Genomic DNA, 17,671 nt, shown 5'->3' on the forward strand with positions numbered 1-17,671 from the left:
GACTGCGTTGTGAGAATAATCGTTAAGGTTGGTCTTTGGCCATCCGAAAAAGGTGAAAGTTTGATGTTGGCTGCCAAAGAAAAAGAAATTTCAGCTATTTCTCACTTTTGTTCGACAGTCCTTCGCGTAGCGGTTTTTCAATCATCACTACAAGCGGCCATTTACACGCCGATCAAGGATAGACCATGACCCTGCCCGCGCTTGCCGAACTGCCCGCCATTCTCCTGCCGTTGGTCAGCCGATCCGAGCAGTCGTTCCGTACGGCCGTCGCCGGATTGACCGAAGGCGATCACGGCTTCTCCACCTGGACTCCGGAGCGCTGGGCGCAGTTCGCCCGCGTCACTGGCGCCAGCGATTTCGTGATTGAACAGAGTGTTCGTGACCCTTTGATGTTGCTGTCGCTGGTGCAGTCCGGCGAACTCGATCGGCCGTTCGCCCCCGGCGAGTTGTGCGGGCAGATCGCTGCTGCGGTGAACGCTGCACAAACAGAAGACGAGCTGGGCCGCGTACTGCGTCGCCAGCGTGCCCGGCATCAGGTGCGGATCATCTGGCGCGACCTGACCCGTCAGGCCGATCTGGTGCAGACCTGCCGCGACCTCTCTGACATGGCCGACGCCAGCATCGACCAGGCCTATCAATGGCTGTACAGCCGCCATTGCCAGCAATTCGGCACGCCCACCGGCCGGCGCAGCGGCGAACCGCAGCAAATGGTCATCCTTGGCATGGGCAAGCTCGGCGCGGTCGAGCTGAACCTGTCTTCGGACATCGACCTGATCTTCGCCTACCCCGAGGGCGGCGAAACCGTCGGCGTGAAGCGCGCACTGGATAATCAGGAATTCTTCATCCGCCTCGGTCAGCGCCTGATCAAGGCCCTCGACCCGATGACCGTCGACGGCTTCGTGTTCCGCGTCGACATGCGCCTGCGCCCGTATGGTTCGTCCGGTGCGCTGGTGCTGAGCTTCAATGCGCTGGAGCAGTATTACCAGGATCAGGGGCGCGACTGGGAACGCTACGCGATGATCAAGGCGCGGGTCGTCGCCGGTGATCAGGTGGCGGGCGCGCAGTTGCTCGACATGCTGCGACCGTTCGTTTACCGGCGCTATCTGGACTTCTCGGCGATCGAAGCGCTGCGCACCATGAAGCAGCTGATCCAGCAGGAAGTCCGGCGCAAGGGCATGGCCGACAACATCAAGCTGGGCTCCGGCGGCATTCGCGAAGTCGAGTTCATCGCTCAGGCTTTCCAGTTGATCCACGGCGGTCGCGACCTGAGCCTGCAACAGCGCCCTCTATTAAAGGTGCTGGGCACGCTGGAAGGGCAGGGTTACCTGCCGCCGGCGGTGATCAGCGAGTTGCGTGAAGGTTACGAATTCCTGCGCTACACCGAACACGCGATCCAGGCGATTGCCGACCGCCAGACCCAGATGCTCCCGGACACTGCGCAGGATCAGGCACGCATCGCCTTCATGCTCGGTTTCGCCGACTGGGACGCCTTCCATGAAAAGCTGATGTTCTGGCGTGGCCGGGTGGCCTGGCACTTTGCGCAAGTGATCGCCGATCCCGATGAAGAAGAGGGTGCCGATTGCGAAGTGGTGGTCGGCGGTGAATGGCTGCCGCTGTGGGAAGAGGCGCAGGACGAAGAAGCCGCCTGCCGCCAACTGGAAGAGGGTGGTTTTGCCGACGCCACCAAAGCCTTGAAAGCGTTGGCCGGTCTGCGCAGCAGTCCGCAGCTGCGGGCGATGCAGCGTTTGGGGCGCGAACGCCTTGACGCTTTTATTCCACGTCTGCTCGCTCAGGCGGTGGAGCATGACAACCCGGATCTGGTGCTAGAACGAGTGCTACCGCTGGTCGAAGCCGTGGCCCGGCGCTCGGCTTATTTAGTCTTGCTGACGGAAAACCCCGGCGCGTTGCGGCGCTTGCTGACTCTGTGCGCCGCCAGCCCGTGGATCGCCGAGCAGATCACCCGTTTCCCGTTGCTGCTCGACGAATTGCTCAACGAAGGCCGCCTGTTCAAGCCGCCGCTGGCGCCGGAACTGGCAGCCGAACTGCGTGAGCGTCTGACCCGGATCCCGGAAGACGACCTCGAGCAACAGATGGAAGCCCTGCGCCATTTCAAACTGGCGCACCGCTTGCGCGTCGCCGCCTCGGAAATCGCCGGCAGCCTGCCGCTGATGAAAGTCAGCGATTACCTGACCTGGCTCGCCGAAGCGATTCTCGAGCAAGTGCTGGCCCTGGCCTGGCGCCAGACCGTGGCCAAGTACGGCACGCCGCTGCGCACCGACGGCACGCTGTGCGATCCCGGCTTCATCATTGTCGGTTATGGGAAAGTCGGCGGGATCGAATTGGGGCATGGTTCGGACCTGGACCTGGTGTTCATCCACGACGGCGATCCGCAGGCGGAAACCGACGGGGCGAAACCGATTGATGGCGCGCAGTTCTTTACCCGGCTCGGTCAGCGGATCATTCACCTGCTGACGGCGCAGACCAACTCCGGCCAGCTGTATGAAGTGGACATGCGTCTGCGACCGTCCGGTGCGTCGGGGTTGTTGGTCAGTTCGCTGGGGGCATTTGCCCGCTATCAAGAAAATGAAGCCTGGACATGGGAACATCAGGCGTTGGTGCGGGCGCGGGTGTTGGTAGGCAGTCAGGATGTCGGCCAGGCGTTCGAGAATGTGCGTGCTCAGGTACTGGGCAAGGCGCGGGATCTGGCGAAGCTTCAGCAGGAAGTGAGCGAGATGCGCGCGAAGATGCGCGACAACCTCGGGAGCAAGAGCACCGCCGCCGGTACCGGGGCGAATGCCTTCGACGCCACGGCGCCGTTCGACCTCAAGCAGGACGCCGGAGGTATCGTCGATATTGAATTTATGGTGCAATACGCGGCCCTGGCGTGGTCGCAAAGCCACCCGCCGCTGCTGCGCTGGACGGACAATATCCGCATTCTGGAAGAGCTGGAACACGAAGGGCTGATGCCCGTCGAAGACGCCAGCCTGTTGCGCGAGGCCTACAAGGCCTATCGTTCCGCCGCCCACCGGCAGGCCTTGCAGAAGGACGCCGGGGTGATACCGGGCGATCAGTTCGCGGACGAACGGCGGCAGGTGATGCGGATCTGGCGAGAGCTGGGGCTAAGCTGATTCTCGAGACGGGGAGGCGTAAGGCCTCCCCGGTTCGTTTATGGAAACCACATGAATATTCTGATCGTTGGGCCCAGTTGGGTCGGTGACATGGTGATGGCGCAGACACTGTTTCAGTGTCTCAAACAGCGCCACCCGCAGTGCGAAATCGACGTGCTGGCCCCCGAGTGGAGCCGGCCGATCCTCGAGCGCATGCCCGAAGTGCGCAAGGCCTTGAGCTTCCCGCTCGGCCACGGCGCGCTGGAGCTGGCGACCCGCCGGCGGATCGGCAAATCCCTGGCCGGCCAGTACGACCAGGCGATCCTGCTGCCGAACTCGCTCAAATCCGCGCTGGTGCCGTTCTTCGCCGGCATTCCGAAACGCACCGGCTGGCGCGGCGAATTCCGCTACGGCTTGCTCAATGACGTGCGCACGCTGGATAAAGAACGTTATCCGCTGATGATCGAGCGCTTCATGGCGCTGGCCTACGAGCCGAACGCCGAGCTGCCGAAGCCCTATCCGCGCCCGAGCCTGCAGATCGACCCGGTCACCCGCGAGGCGGCGCTGGCCAAGTTCGGCCTGACCCTCGATCGCCCGGTGCTGGTGTTGTGCCCCGGCGCGGAATTCGGCGAAGCCAAGCGCTGGCCGTCCGAGCATTACGCCAAGGTCGCCGAGGCGCGGATTCGCGAAGGCTGGCAGGTCTGGCTGTTCGGCTCGAAGAACGATCACGCGGTCGGTGAAGACATCCGCGCGCGGCTGATTCCGGGCCTGCGCGAGGAATCCGTGAACCTCAGCGGCGGTACTTCGCTGGCCGAGGCCATCGACCTGATGTCCTGCGCTGATTCTGTGGTCTCCAACGACTCCGGTCTGATGCACGTCGCAGCGGCGCTGAACCGTCCGTTGGTGGCGGTCTACGGTTCGACTTCGCCGGGTTTCACCCCGCCGTTGGCCGAACATGTGGAAATCGTCCGTCTGGGCCTCGATTGCAGCCCGTGCTTCGACCGCACCTGCCGTTTCGGCCATTACAACTGCCTGCGCCAGCTGATGCCGGACGCGGTCAACGATGCCTTGCAGCGTTTGCAGGGCTCCGTGGTCGAGGTTCATTAAGTTGCGGGTATTGCTGATCAAGACCTCATCGCTGGGCGACGTGATTCATGCGTTGCCGGCGTTGACCGACGCGGCCCGGGCCATTCCGGGATCAAATTCGACTGGGTGGTGGAAGAAGGCTTTGCCGAAATCCCGACCTGGCACCCGGCCGTGGGCAAGGTGATTCCGGTGGCGATCCGCCGCTGGCGCAAGAACCTCTGGAAAACCATCACCAGCGGCGAGTGGAAGCGCTTCAAGCAATCCGTTCGGGCGAACAAATATGACCTGGTGATCGACGCGCAGGGCCTGCTGAAAAGTGCCTGGCTGACCCGCTACGTCAAAGCCCCGGTGGCCGGTCTCGACAAGGGCTCGGCCCGGGAGCCGATCGCCGCGCGTTTTTATGATCGCAAACTGGCGGTGGCCCGTGGTCAGCACGCTGTCGAGCGTGTGCGCCAGTTGTTCGCTATCGCCCTGGGTTATGACTTGCCCAAAGGCCTGGGCGATTACGGTCTCAACGTCGAGCGTCTGGTCGAACTGCCGCGCAAGAATGCTTACGTGGTGTTCCTGCATGGCACCACCTGGGACACCAAACACTGGCCGGAAAGCTATTGGCGCGAGCTGACCGAGCGGGTGGGCTACCTCGGCGTCGGGATCAAACTGCCGTGGGGCAACCCGCTGGAGAAGGCCCGGGCCGAGCGCATCGCCGCCGGCTTCAAACATGCCGAAGTGCTGCCGAAGCTGAACCTGGCCGGGGTCGGCAAAGTGCTGGCCGGGGCTCAGGCCTGCGTTGCGGTGGACACCGGTCTGGGCCATCTCGCTGCGGCACTGGACGTGCCGACGATTTCCCTGTTCGGCCCGACCAATCCGGGCCTGACCGGCGCCTACGGCAAGCTGCAGATTCACCTCGGCAGCGACATCCCGTGTGCGCCGTGCCTGCAAAAGAAATGTACGTATCAACCGACCGCGCAGGATGCCCGTCAGTTTGACCTGAAACGCGAGTTGCCTTTGTGCTTCACGCGTCTGAATCCCGAGCGTGTCGCCAGCCGACTGAGCACGTTGTTGATGGCTGAGGAGCTGCGTTGATGCAATTGGCATTTGTCCTTTACAAGTATTTCCCGTTCGGTGGTTTGCAACGCGACTTCATGCGCATCGCCCTCGAATGCCAGAAGCGTGGCCACAAGATCCGCGTCTACACCCTGATCTGGGAAGGCGACGTGCCGCCCGGTTTCGAAGTGCTGGTAGCGCCGGTCAAGGCGTTCTTCAATCACCGCCGCAACGAAAAGCTCAGCGCATGGATGGAAGCGGACCTGGCCAAGCGCCCGGTGGATCGCCTGATCGGCTTCAACAAGATGCCGGGGCTGGACGTCTACTACGCCGCCGACGGCTGCTTCGAAGACAAGGCGCAGAACCTGCGCCATTCGCTGTATCGCCGCTGGGGTCGCTACCGCCACTTCGCCGAATACGAGCGCGCGGTGTTCGCCAAAGACGCGAAGACCGAAGTGTTGATGATTTCCGAAGTGCAGCAGCCGCTGTTCATCAAGCACTACGACACGCCGTTGGAGCGCTTCCATCTGCTGCCGCCGGGCATCGCCCAGGACCGTCGCCGCCCGAAGGATGCCGACGAAATTCGCGCCGGTTTCCGCGCCGAATTCAACCTCAGGGACGACGAACTGTTGCTGGTGCAGATCGGCTCCGGGTTCAAGACCAAGGGCGTCGATCGCAGCCTGAAAGCCCTGGCCGCATTGCCCGCCGAACTGAAGAAACGCACCCGGCTGTTTGTAATCGGCCAGGATGACCCCAAATTGTTCCAGATGCAGAGTGCAACTTTGGGTCTGGGCGACAACGTGACGTTCCTCAGGGGGCGCAGCGATATTCCGCGCTTCCTGCTCGGCGCCGATCTGTTGATCCACCCGGCGTACAACGAAAACACCGGTACGGTGCTGCTTGAAGCGCTGGTCGCCGGGTTGCCGGTGCTGGTCAGCGCGGTCTGCGGTTATGCCCATTACATTGCCGAGGCCGATGCCGGGCGTGTGCTGGACGAGCCGTTCGATCAGGCGCAACTGACGCAATACCTGGCCGACATGTTGCACGACGACGCTGCACGGGCGGCCTGGAGCCGCAACGGTCTGGCTTTCGCCGAGACGGCCGACCTCTACAGCATGCCGCAGCACGCGGCCGATGTGATTCTGGCGGAGCACGCATAAATGAAGTTGATGCTGGCTGAACCGTTCAAGAGCCTCTGGGCCGGCCGCGATGCGTTCGCGGAAGTCGAGGGCTTGCAGGGCGAGGTGTACCGCGAGCTGGAAGCTCGCCGGACTTTGCGCACGGAAGTCGACGGCAACGGATTTTTCGTCAAGATCCACCGTGGTATCGGCTGGGGCGAAATCTTCAAGAACCTGCTGACCGCCAAGCTGCCGGTGCTCGGCGCGGGTCAGGAGTGGAAGGCTATCCAGCGTCTGCAGGAAGTCGGCGTGCCGACCATGACCGCCGTTGCGTACGGCGAGAAGGGCAGCAACCCGGCGGATCAGCATTCGTTCATCGTCACTGAAGAGCTGGCGCCGACCATCAGTCTCGAAGACTTCAGCATCGATTGGGTCAAGCAGCCACCGCAGCCGAAACTCAAGCGAGCGCTGATCGCCGAAGTCGCACGCATGACCGGCATGATGCACCGAGCGGGGGTCAACCACCGCGACTGCTACATCTGCCACTTCCTGCTGCACACCGACAAGCCGGTGACCCCGGAAGATTTCAAACTCTCGGTGATCGACCTGCATCGTGCCCAGACCCGCCCGGTGATCACCCGGCGCTGGCGCGACAAGGATCTGGCGGCGCTGTATTTTTCCGCGCTGGACATCGGTCTGACCCGTCGCGACAAGCTGCGCTTTCTCAAAGGTTACTTTCAGCAACCGCTGCGCCAGATCCTGGCTGAAGAAGCGCCGTTGCTGAGCTGGCTCGAAGGCAAGGCTAACAAGCTCTATGCGCGCAAGCAGCGATACGGGGATGCGCTCTGATGGCGGGTTGGAATCTTGAACCCGGGTACAGCGACCTCGCAGCGGATTTTGGCAGTCTTGAAGCGGTATTCGCGCTGGAAGGCGAGCGCCTGACCCGCGATCCGCTGTCCGAAGTCATCCGTGTGCAGCGCAACGGCGTCAACTATTACGTCAAGCGCTATTCCGGCGCCGGCAAGGGCTTGCGCCGCTACCTCGGCAAGCCGCGGGTGAAGATGGAGTGGCAGAACCTCAAGCGTTTCGCCAAGTGGGGCATCCCGACCGCCGAAGTGGTGGCCTGGGGCCTTGAGCGCAACGGCATGGCCTACGACCGCGGGGCGATGATCACTCGCGAACTGCCACGTACCGAGGATCTTTCGGCACTGGCCGAACGCAACGATCCCAAGCTGCGCAATCACAGCTGGGTCGACGCCATCAGTCGGCAACTGGCCGTCTATACCCGGACGATGCACGATCATCGCTTTACCCATAACGATCTGAAATGGCGCAACCTGCTGATCGACGATCAGGCGCAGCTGTTTCTCATCGACTGCCCGAACGGCGATTTCTGGCGCGGTTTCTGGCTCAAGTACCGGATCACCAAGGATCTGGCCTGTCTCGACAAGGTCGCCAAATATCACCTGTCGAACACCCAGCGCCTGCGCTTTTACCTGCAATACCGCCAGCGTGACCGGCTCAATGCCGCCGACAAAAAACGGATTCGTCATGTGGTGAGATTTTTCGAGGGACGCGAATGACTGATTTTCTCGCCGCTGAAGACCGTGCGCTGCTGGAGCGCCACGGTCTCGGCACGTTCGACGCGCTGTGGGCCAAGCAGCTCGAAGCGGTGGATGAGCCGAACACCGACGGTGGCGGCTGGAGCAGTGTGTTTCGCCTCGAACTTGAAGGCCGCGGCTATTACCTCAAGCGCCAGAGCAATTACCTGACCCGCACCTTGCACGCGCCGTTCGGCGAGCCGACGTTCGCCCGGGAATTTCGCAACATCAGCCGTTATAACCAGCTCGGTATTCCGGCATTGCAGGCGGCGTTTTTCGGCCAGCGCAAGGTCAACGGCGAAGTGCGCGCGATCCTGCTGACCCGCGCCCTCGACGGTTGGGATGATCTGGATTCGCTGTTGCAGCGCTGGTCCGACCTTGATGCATCGCAGCAGTCGGCGATTCTCAAGGCCTGCGGTCAACTGGCGCGGCTTCTGCACGGTGTACGTCAGGTCCATGGTTGCTTCTATCCAAAACACATTTTCCTGCGTGCTGATGGCGCTGCTTATCAGGCGCAGTTGATCGACCTGGAAAAGACCCGGCCTTTGCTGTTCGGTCAGCGGGATCGGGTCAAGGATCTCGAGCCGCTGCTGCGCCGGGCGCCGGAGTGGACTGATGCCCAGTTGCGCGAGTTGCTGGCGGCGTATCTCGATCAGTCGGTCGACAGTTCGCTGGTCGACAGCTGGGTCACGCGGCTGACCGCGCGGCGCAGTCGCAAGGAGACCCGCTGATGCAGCTGTCCGACCTGAAAAACGCCGGACGCACGCCGAGTCTGCCGCTGACGGTTTCGCTGGCCGATGCGGCGGGCCCGGCCGATCTGCAATTGCTCAGCCTGTTGCGGGTGTTGCCGGGGCAGCGTTATGTCGGTGCCGGCGTGTGGCGCGGTCGCCCTGTGCTGGCCAAGTTGCTGGTCGGCAGTAAGGCTGCACGACACTTTCAGCGTGAACTGGAAGGGGTGAAGCTGCTCGCCGCCCAGGGCATGACCACGCCGTTGCTGCTGGCTGACGGCCTGAAGGACGGCGAGGGTGGCTGGCTGCTGTTCGAGTTCCTCGAAGGCGCCGAAAGCCTGGGCGATGCCTGGAGCAAGGTCGAGTCCTTGCCGGTGCTGGCGGACGAGCAATCGGCAGTGCTGGCCGAGGCGCTCGGCGCCATCGGTCAGTTGCATGGCAAGGGCCTGTGGCAGGAAGACCTGCACCTGGACAACCTGCTGCGCCACGGTGGTCAGTTGTACCTGATCGATGGCGCCGGTATCTGCGCGGAAAATGCCGGCCAGCCATTGTCCCGGCAGAAAGTGCTGGAAAACCTCGGGGTGTTTTTCGCCCAGTTGCCCAAGTCGCTGGAGCCGTTCACCGAAGAATTGCTGGTGTATTACCTGTTGAGCAACAGCGAGCACGCACTGCCGCTTGAAGCGTTGCAGAAGCAGATCGACAAGGTGCGCGCCTGGCGCTTGAAGGACTTCCTGATCAAGGTCGGTCGTGAATGCACGTTGTTCAGCGTGCGGCGCGGGGCTTTTGGTCTGCGTTCGATCCGTCGCGAAGAAGAGCCCGCGATGCTGCCGGTGCTGGAGCAGGCCGATGCCTTGCTCGATCAGGGGCACCTGTACAAGACCGGCGGCGCGGCCAGCGTCGGCAAGGTCGAAATCGCCGGGCGTCCGCTGGTGATCAAGCGCTACAACATCAAGAATTTTGCCCATTGGCTCAAGCGCTTCTGGCGCCCGAGCCGTGCCTGGCACTCCTGGCGCGAAGGTAATCGTCTGGCGTTCCTCGGTATCGCCACGCCCAAACCGCTGGCGGTGCTGGAAACGCGGTTTTTCTGGCTGCGCAGCAAGGCGTACCTGATCACCGAATACCTGGCCGGGCCGGACATCATCGAGCGTTTTGCGCCGTATGTTGAAAGCGGTGAAGCGCCGGAGGCCGAGTTGCAGGCGCTGGATCAGCTGTTTGCGCGGTTGATTGCCGAGCGCATCAGTCACGGCGACTTCAAGGGCCACAACCTGTTCTGGCATGAGGATCGCTGGGCGTTGATCGACCTGGATTCGATGTGTCAGCACGGCTCGGCGGGCAGCTTTGCTCCGGCCTACGCCCGGGATCGTGCGCGGTTCATGCGCAACTGGCCCGAAAGCAGTGCGCTGTATCAGGTGATTGATCAGCGCTTGCCCAAAGACATTTCCAGCGCTGCCTGAATCGCCATCGCCGGCAAGCCGGCTCCCACAGGGTCTGTAAGTGTCGCCGTTCAGGTGTGGGGCTGGCTTGCCAGCGATGAGGCCAGCTCCTGCACCGAAAATTTTCTTGCTGCGCCGGAAGTTCTGCGGGGTGAACGACATGGGGCAATTCGCACAGGGTCATTCCCGCCACGTTTACGCTATAATCCCGCCCTTTAGCTGTCTCTCGCCCGGTGCGAGGGCACATCATTTTTCAAGGCGCATCGCGCCTGAATGCAGACTAAAGAGGCTAGACCCCTGTGGCATTGACGATTCTTGGCCTGTCCGGCGCCCTTAGCCATGATCCTTCAGCAGCCCTGTACATCGACGGCAAGCTGGTCGCGGCGGCTGAGGAAGAGCGCTTCGTACGCGATAAACATGCAAAGAACCGCATGCCCTACGAATCGGCGAAGTTCTGCCTGGAGCAGGCCGGCATCAAGCCGTCCGACGTTGACGTGGTGGCGATTCCGTTCGCCCCGATCAGCATTTTCGGCAAGGCTCGCTGGCAGTACGCCAAGCGTTACTGGTACGCCCCGGACCGCGCACTCGACGCGATCCTGATGGGCAACCGTCGCTACAAGCGCTATCGCAACAAGATCGTCTGGTGCCTGGAGCAACTGGGCTTCGATCCGAAGAAAATCAAGATCGAACCGGTTGAACACCACCTGGCCCACGCTTCCAGCGCCTATCACTGCTCGGGTTTCAAAGAGAAAACCGCGATCCTCGGCATCGACGGCAAGGGCGAGTACGCCACGACCTTCTTCGGTTATGGCGAAAACGGCAAGATCCACAAGATCAAGGAATTCTTCGATCCGGACTCCCTTGGTGGCCTGTACGGTGCGATCACCGAGTTCCTCGGTTTCGACATGCTCGACGGTGAGTTCAAGGTCATGGGCATGGCGCCGTACGGCGACGCCAGCAAATACGATTTCTCGCGCCTGGCCTCGTTTGAAAACGGCGAGCTGGTGATCAACACCGACTACGCCAACGTGATCGGCCTGCGTCGCTACAAGGAGAAGGGCAAGGGTTACTACTTCTCGCCGAAGCTGATCGAGTGGCTGGGTCCGAAGCGCGAAGGCGACATCGCCGACGAGCCGTACATCCACTACGCCGCCAGCATTCAAGCGCTGTTCGAAAAAATCGCGCTGCAGATGATCGACTACTACCTGGGCGACGTGCTCAAGGAAACCGGCAAACTGGCCTACGCCGGTGGCTGTGCGTTGAACGTCAAGCTCAACCAGAAAATCATCGCCCGCGACGACGTCAAGGAACTGTTCGTACAGCCTGCGTCCGGCGACGCCGGCACCGCCGTCGGCGCAGCGGCCTATGTGTCGAACGCCCGTGGCGTGCCGGTCGAGAAGATGGAACACATCTACCTCGGCCCGTCGTACAGCAACGAAGACGTGATCGCCGCGTGCGCCCGTCACGAGAACAAGCCGACCTGGCGCAAGCTCGACAACATGCCGGAGCAGATCGCCAAGATCATGGTCGATGGCAACCCGGTGGCCTGGTTCCAGGGCCGCATGGAGTTCGGTCCGCGTGCACTGGGTGGTCGTTCGATCATCGGTTGCCCGAGCGTGGCTGGCGTGGCTGACCGCATCAACCACCAGATCAAGTTCCGCGAGCGCTGGAGGCCTTTCTGCCCGTCGATGCTCGACACCGTTGCGCCACAGATGATCAAGATCGATCACCCGGCGCCGTTCATGACCTTCACCTTCGAAGTGGCGGAAGAGTGGAAGACCCGCGTGCCGGAAGTCGTCCACGAAGACGGCACGTCCCGGGCCCAGGTGCTCAAGCGCGAATACAACCCGCGCTACTACGACATGATGAAGGCGCTGGAAGTGCTGACCGGCAACGGCGTGTCCCTGAACACCTCGCTCAACCGCCGTGGTGAGCCGATGATCTGCTCGCCGACCGACGCCCTGAACATGTTCTTCGGCTCCGATCTGCAGTACCTGATCATGGAAGACATCCTGGTGGTCAAAGAAGGCGCAAACGCTTATGACACGCTCGGCTGAACGCCATGTGCTGCAGTTCTGTCACGGCTATGACGGGCCGTTCCTCGACTGCGCGCGGCAGTACGCCAGCCTGTTCGCGGGCACCGGTTATCGGGTCACCACGGTCTTTCTGACCGGGGCGGCCGATAGCGAGGTGGCCGCGGCCTGCGCCTCCGACGAAGTGTTGTTCATGGAATACAGCTCCAAGGCCATTCGTGGCCTGAAGCTGGGTGCCATCGGCGATCTGCGCAAGATCGCCGCTTCACGCAATTTCAGTTTCTGCATTGCCCATCGCTTCAAGCCGATCTACATCGCCTTGCTCGGCACTTCGCTGCCGGTGATTGGCGTGCACCACGCGTTTGGTGATTACAAACGTGGCTCGCGCAAATTGTTTGCGCACATATTCCGCAAGCGCCTGAGCCTGCTCGGCGTGTCCGATGCGGTGCGCGACGACATGCGCCGCTGCCTGCCGAAATGGCCGGCGACGCGCATCCAGACTCTCTACAACCGCATCGACGTTTCGGCGTTGCAGATGAGTCAGGTGTCCGCCCGTGAAGCCCGTGAGACCCTGGGTCTGTCTGCAGACGCATTCATCGTCGGCAACGTCGGTCGCCTGCACCCGGACAAGGATCAGGCCACGCTGCTGCACGGTTTTGCCGCCGCACTGCCCGGTCTGCCGGCCAACAGCCAACTGGTGATCCTCGGCAAGGGTCGGCTTGAGGATGAACTCAAGGCGCAGGCCCGTGAGCTGGGTGTCGGTGATCGCGTGCTGTTTCTCGGTCAGGTGCCGGACGCGCGCAATTACTTCCGCGCATTCGATGTGTTTGCCCTGAGCTCCGACCACGAACCGTTCGGCATGGTGCTGCTGGAGGCCATGGCCGCCGGCGTGCCGCTGCTGGCCACGGCGTGCGGCGGGGCGAAGGAAGTGGTCGAAGGCGTGGGCATTCTGTTCCCGCTGGGCGATGCCGAGCATCTGGCCCAGGGCCTGAAACATCTGGCCGGCATGGACGAGCAGCAACGCCGTCAATGCGCCGAGATGATGTTCGATCGCCTGCGCGAGCGTTTCTCCGACCGCGCCGTACGCGACACCTTCTGGCATTTGCCGCAAGTTACCGATCTGGCACCGAGGGGCTGATGCTCAACCGATTTCAAGGCTGGCGCGAACGTGGCTGGTCGCCCGTTGACGCCTCAACTTATGCACAGGCCTGGCAGCGTTTTGGCGGCAGCGTCGCGACTCACCCGATGGTGGTCGAGCGTCTGGCGGATCTGGCCGGCATCCCGGTGCGTTATCTGGCGTGGGAGCAGCAGGGCGAAGTCAAAGCGGCGATCCCGACCTGGGGCCGTGATCTGGCCTTGTCCAAGGACGTGCTGAAACGCAGTGGCAAGAAAGGCTTGTTCGATCTCGGCAACGCCGAACTGATCCTGCCGGCCGCCGCCGATGCCCAGGCCCCGCTGCGCCATCGCGGGCGCTACCTGTCGGCGCTCAACGAGAACCGCTTCAGCGGCCTCAAGTTGCAGACCGAGCAACTGGCCATGGCCCGCACCCCGGAAGAACTGTCGAAAAAGTTTCGCTACAACCAGCGTCGTGAGCTGCGCCTGCTGGAAGAGGCGGGCGGTGTCGTACGACCGGTCAGCGAGTTCACGAGTGCCGAACTGGCAGCGATCTATTGCGACCTGTTCCAGCGTCGCTGGGGTTTTCCGGCCACTGGCGCGGTACGCATGGCCGAAGTCATCGAGCTGCTGCGCGAGTTGCTGATCGGTTCGGTGATCTTCCTCAACGATGCGCCGATCGCGATCCAGCTCGTGTATCGCGTCGAGGCGCCGGAGTGGATCAGCGTCGAATACATCAACGGTGGCGTCGACCCCGAAACCCGTGAATTCAGCCCCGGCAGCGTCCTGAGTTTTCTCAATACGCAAAGTGCCTGGGAGCATGCACGGTCCCAGAACAAGCCGCTGCGCTTTTCCTTCGGTCGTGCCGACCGTGAATACAAGGATCGCTGGTGCAATCCTGTGCCGGTCTTCACCGTATGAGTCAGCCCATGAGCCGCAAACAGCAATTGCTCAAGCGTCACCGGCGCAATAAACGGATCAGCCTGCTGATTGCACTGATCGTGTTGATCGCCCTCGGCGTGCTGGTGGCCTGGTGGTTGCCGTTGGTGCTGGCGGTGATTGGCTGGATCGCTCACGAAGCGTGGTTCGCCGATCACTTGTTCTATTCGCCGAAAGACGATTACCAATACAGCTTTCCGCCGTTCACCCCGCAACCAAAAGTGCATTTGCACGGTGAGCAATTGCGCCTCGATGAGGGCGTGATGTTGCCGGATGACGCAACGCTGATTCTCGCTGTGCGGGTGAAAAGTAGCTGGCTGGGGCGTTTTTTTCGATCCACGGGTCGATCTGGCGGGTGGATCGAACCCGGATGCCCAGACCTTCGAACGAGGCGTCAACGGCCTGCGTTATCTGAACCTCAGTGGTCAGGCGCAAACCTTGTCTCAGGGCCTGCTGCGTTTGCACGGGCGTTTTTGCCGGGTGTCCGGCGAACCGGTGCTGTGGGCGCTGGAACAACCGGACTACCGCCGGCAGCGGGTAATGGTCATCGCCCCTCACGCCGACGATGCCGAACTGGCCGCTTACGGTCTGTACAGTCAGGCCGACGAGACCTGGATCGTCACCCTGACCGCCGGCGAGATCGAAGCCGAACACTATCAGCAAATGGGCCTGAGCAAGGTCGAGGCGTCGCGACTCAAGGGCCGCTTGCGGGCCTGGGACAGCCTCGCCGTGCCGCGCTGGGCCGGCGTGCCGCAGGAACACTGCGTGCAGCTCGGCTACTTCTGCCTGCAACTGGCGGCGATGCAGGCTGCGCCGAATCAACCGGTGGGCTCGCGGGAAGCCGATCTCAGCGACACGCGGATTTTTCGTCAGTTGAATCCGTTTGCCTTGCCCGGCGATGCCGACGGCGCGCCGACCTGGAACAATTTGCTGGCCGATCTGCGTGATGTCCTGGCACGTGCCCGTCCGGATGTGATCGTGTTGCCGCACCCGACGCTGGATCCGCATCCCGACCATATATGTGCCCAGGAAGCCGTGCTGGAAGCCTTGCGCGGTCTCGATTACCAACCGACCCTGCTCGGTTACGCCAACCACCTGCACGACAACGATCGCTGGCCGATGGGTGACAGCGGGCAGGGCATCGCCTTGCCGCCGACGTTCGATGCGACTCTGGCGATGCAGCCGCTGTGCCTGCCGCTGTCGGTCGAGTTGCAACAGGACAAGGCCATGGCACTGGGCATGATGCACGACCTGCAACCGCCGGCGCCGTTCAAGCGGCGCCTGCGCCGGCTGTTTCAGCGACTGCTGGCCGGTCGGGCGCCGTCGGTCTATGGCGAGAACGAATTTTTCCGCAAAGCGGTCAGGCGCCAGGAGTTGTTCTGGCTGCTGAAGCAGAGTGAAACAGGCGCGACGGGATCGCACCGGGGAGAGTCATGAGTCAACGCGCAAAGGTGCTGCAACTGCAGCCCGACTACAACGTCAAATCCCATGATTTCGCCGACCTCGCCGAACAGATCGTCAAGGCCCTGCCGACGGAACGTTATGAGGTGACGGCGGCATTCCTGCGCGGCAAGCCCGGTCCGGGTGAAGCTGTCAGCCGGGCGGATCGTTCGGTGTATTTCGAGTTTTCCGACAAGTCCCTCAAGGGCATGCGCCTGCGGGCGATGTGGCAGCTGTACAAGTTCTGCCGCCGGGAAAAGTTCGACGTGGTGATCTGCAACCGCTTCAAACCGGTGAACATGATGCTGACCCTCAACCGCTGGTTGAAAGTGCCGTTGTGCATCGGTATTTCCCACGGTTTCGGCGAGTACGACCGCTTCTATCGCCGTCGTCAGACTCAACGCCTGATCGACCGGCACTGGCGTTTCGTCGGCGTGTCGCCGGCGGTCAAGCAGTACCTGCTGGACTGCGATTGCGGTTTCACTGACCAGAACACGTACGCGATCACCAACGCCATCGACATCGAACAGGCCGAAGGCTTGCAGCACAGCCGCGAGCGTGCCCGCGAGCTGCTCGGTATCGACCCGAATGTGCGCCTGATCGGTGCGCTGGGGCGGCTGGTGTCGGTCAAGGGCCACACTTATCTGTTGCAGGCTTTCGCCCAACTGAAAGACAAATACCCGAACACCCAACTGGCAATCATCGGTGCCGGACGCCTGCAAGCGCCGCTGGCGGCGGAGATTGAACAGCTCGGTCTGAGCGGTCGCGCCCACCTGCTGGGCTTCAAGGAAAACGCCCTGCAATACGTGCGTGCGTTCGATATCTGGACCATGCCGTCGCTGGCCGAAGGCCTCGGCCTGGCCTTGCTGGAAGGCATGAGCGGGCACTTGCCGGTGATCGCCTCGAACGTACCCGCCATGTTGCCGCTGATCGAAGGGGCCGGTGGTCTGTCGATCACCCCCAAGGACGTGCCGAGCCTGGTGGCAGCGCTGGATACCTACCTCGGGCTGTCGGATGACGAGCTCAAGGCCAAGGGTGAACAGGCGTATCGTTATTTGCAGGAACAGCACGACATCGAGGTCTTCCGTCAGGAATACCTGAACCTGATCGATTCCGGCCTGGCGCAGGCCCGCAAGGAGCAGCCATGAGCGATGCGCAACCCCTCGTCACCGTCATCATCGCGTCCTACAACCACGGACCGTACATCGAGGAAAGCATCCTCAGCGTCATCAACCAGAGCTACAGGAACATCGAGCTGCTGGTGGTCGACGATGGTTCGAAGGATGACAGTGTCGAGCGCATCAAGGCCTTGCAGGAACAGCACGGCTTCGATTTCCGGGTGCAGCAGAACCAGGGCCTGACCAATACGCTCAACGGCGCGATTGCGCGGGCCAAAGGCAGCCTGATCGTGCCGTTCGGTTCCGACGACATCATGTACCCGGACCGTATCGCCACCCAGGTCGCGTACATGGACGGCAAGCCGGAAGTGGGGATCTGCGCCGGCAACATCGAATTGATGGACGCCGACGGCAACCTCTATCCGGAGAAACGTCAGCGCCGGGACGTGCCGTTCCGGCGCCTTGATTTCGATGACATGTTCCTGGAGCGCAAGCCGTATCCGCCGGCGCCGACCCTGATGATCCGCCGCGAGGCGCTGGACAAGGTGGGCGGGTTCGATCCGACGATTCGTCTCGAGGATCTGTACATCGAGCTGAAAGTGACCCGCGCCGGTTACTTCATCGATGGCCTGAACGTGGTGATGGCGCGCTATCGCAAGCACGCCACCAACTCCTACAAGAATCACCGTTTCATGATCGAAAACATCCTGCGTACCTACGCGCTGTTCAGCGATCATCCGCTGTACGACGAGGTGCGTTACAAGTCGCTCAATTCGATGTTCCTGAAAACCGCCAACCGTGACCGCAAACTGGCGCGGGAGCTGCTGGCGCAGATTCCGTTCAAGGCCTGGAACAAGAAAACCTGGCGCGGTCTGGGCCGGTTGCTGTTTTCACCGCTGGAAAAGGACTGA

General features: G+C 62.2%; 12 protein-coding genes and 2 pseudogenes. All 14 read left to right on the top strand.

What is annotated here, in order from left to right; genetic code table 11:
* The first annotated feature begins 185 nt into the window (after nucleotides 1-185).
* Nucleotides 186-3,128 carry a bifunctional [glutamate--ammonia ligase]-adenylyl-L-tyrosine phosphorylase/[glutamate--ammonia-ligase] adenylyltransferase gene (glnE, locus tag R1A29_RS01850; protein WP_438300490.1) on the top strand — a complete coding sequence of 981 codons (2,943 nt, stop codon included), beginning with the start codon at nucleotides 186-188 and terminating at the stop codon, nucleotides 3,126-3,128.
* Nucleotides 3,129-3,179: 51 nt separating this feature from the next.
* The gene (gene waaF, locus R1A29_RS01855; protein WP_039766536.1) at nucleotides 3,180-4,214 is read left to right on the top strand and encodes a lipopolysaccharide heptosyltransferase II; all 1,035 of its coding nucleotides are present in this window, start codon (nucleotides 3,180-3,182) and stop codon (nucleotides 4,212-4,214) included.
* Between the two features lies 1 nt (nucleotide 4,215).
* Nucleotides 4,216-5,276 (top strand): annotated as a pseudogene (gene waaC, locus R1A29_RS01860) (lipopolysaccharide heptosyltransferase I).
* Nucleotides 5,276-6,397, top strand: a complete 1,122-nt coding sequence (locus R1A29_RS01865; RefSeq protein ID WP_438300491.1) for a glycosyltransferase family 4 protein — start codon at nucleotides 5,276-5,278, stop codon at nucleotides 6,395-6,397. The pseudogene waaC and the gene R1A29_RS01865 overlap by 1 nt, the downstream one beginning before the upstream one ends.
* A complete protein-coding gene (rfaP, locus tag R1A29_RS01870; RefSeq protein WP_438300492.1) occupies nucleotides 6,398-7,204 on the top strand; it encodes a lipopolysaccharide core heptose(I) kinase RfaP in 807 nt (268 codons plus the stop codon).
* Entirely contained in the window at nucleotides 7,204-7,938 is a 735-nt protein-coding gene (locus R1A29_RS01875; protein WP_085711112.1) for a lipopolysaccharide kinase InaA family protein, read from the top strand. Before rfaP ends, R1A29_RS01875 begins: the two co-directional genes overlap by 1 nt.
* A complete protein-coding gene (locus R1A29_RS01880; protein WP_438300493.1) occupies nucleotides 7,935-8,687 on the top strand; it encodes a lipopolysaccharide kinase InaA family protein in 753 nt (250 codons plus the stop codon). Before R1A29_RS01875 ends, R1A29_RS01880 begins: the two co-directional genes overlap by 4 nt.
* Nucleotides 8,687-10,138: a lipopolysaccharide kinase InaA family protein gene (locus R1A29_RS01885; RefSeq protein WP_438300494.1), complete on the top strand. Its 1,452-nt coding sequence runs from the start codon at nucleotides 8,687-8,689 to the stop codon at nucleotides 10,136-10,138. Before R1A29_RS01880 ends, R1A29_RS01885 begins: the two co-directional genes overlap by 1 nt.
* Nucleotides 10,139-10,416: 278 nt before the next feature.
* The gene (locus tag R1A29_RS01890; protein WP_438300495.1) at nucleotides 10,417-12,174 is read left to right on the top strand and encodes a carbamoyltransferase family protein; all 1,758 of its coding nucleotides are present in this window, start codon (nucleotides 10,417-10,419) and stop codon (nucleotides 12,172-12,174) included.
* On the top strand, nucleotides 12,158-13,288 hold the full coding sequence (locus tag R1A29_RS01895; RefSeq protein WP_438300496.1) for a glycosyltransferase: 1,131 nt from the start codon (nucleotides 12,158-12,160) through the stop codon (nucleotides 13,286-13,288). The genes R1A29_RS01890 and R1A29_RS01895 overlap by 17 nt, the downstream gene beginning before the upstream one ends.
* The gene (locus tag R1A29_RS01900; RefSeq protein ID WP_438300497.1) at nucleotides 13,288-14,184 is read left to right on the top strand and encodes an antimicrobial resistance protein Mig-14; all 897 of its coding nucleotides are present in this window, start codon (nucleotides 13,288-13,290) and stop codon (nucleotides 14,182-14,184) included. The genes R1A29_RS01895 and R1A29_RS01900 overlap by 1 nt, the downstream gene beginning before the upstream one ends.
* An 8-nt stretch (nucleotides 14,185-14,192) precedes the next feature.
* Nucleotides 14,193-15,639, top strand: a pseudogene (locus tag R1A29_RS01905) (PIG-L family deacetylase).
* Complete coding sequence (locus R1A29_RS01910; protein ID WP_438300498.1) at nucleotides 15,636-16,790, top strand: glycosyltransferase family 4 protein; 1,155 nt, start codon at nucleotides 15,636-15,638, stop codon at nucleotides 16,788-16,790. The pseudogene R1A29_RS01905 and the gene R1A29_RS01910 overlap by 4 nt, the downstream one beginning before the upstream one ends.
* Complete coding sequence (locus tag R1A29_RS01915; protein WP_438300499.1) at nucleotides 16,787-17,671, top strand: glycosyltransferase; 885 nt, start codon at nucleotides 16,787-16,789, stop codon at nucleotides 17,669-17,671. The genes R1A29_RS01910 and R1A29_RS01915 overlap by 4 nt, the downstream gene beginning before the upstream one ends.

The sequence above is a fragment of the Pseudomonas sp. NMS19W genome (assembly GCF_051554255.1).
Taxonomy (GTDB): domain Bacteria; phylum Pseudomonadota; class Gammaproteobacteria; order Pseudomonadales; family Pseudomonadaceae; genus Aquipseudomonas; species Aquipseudomonas kribbensis.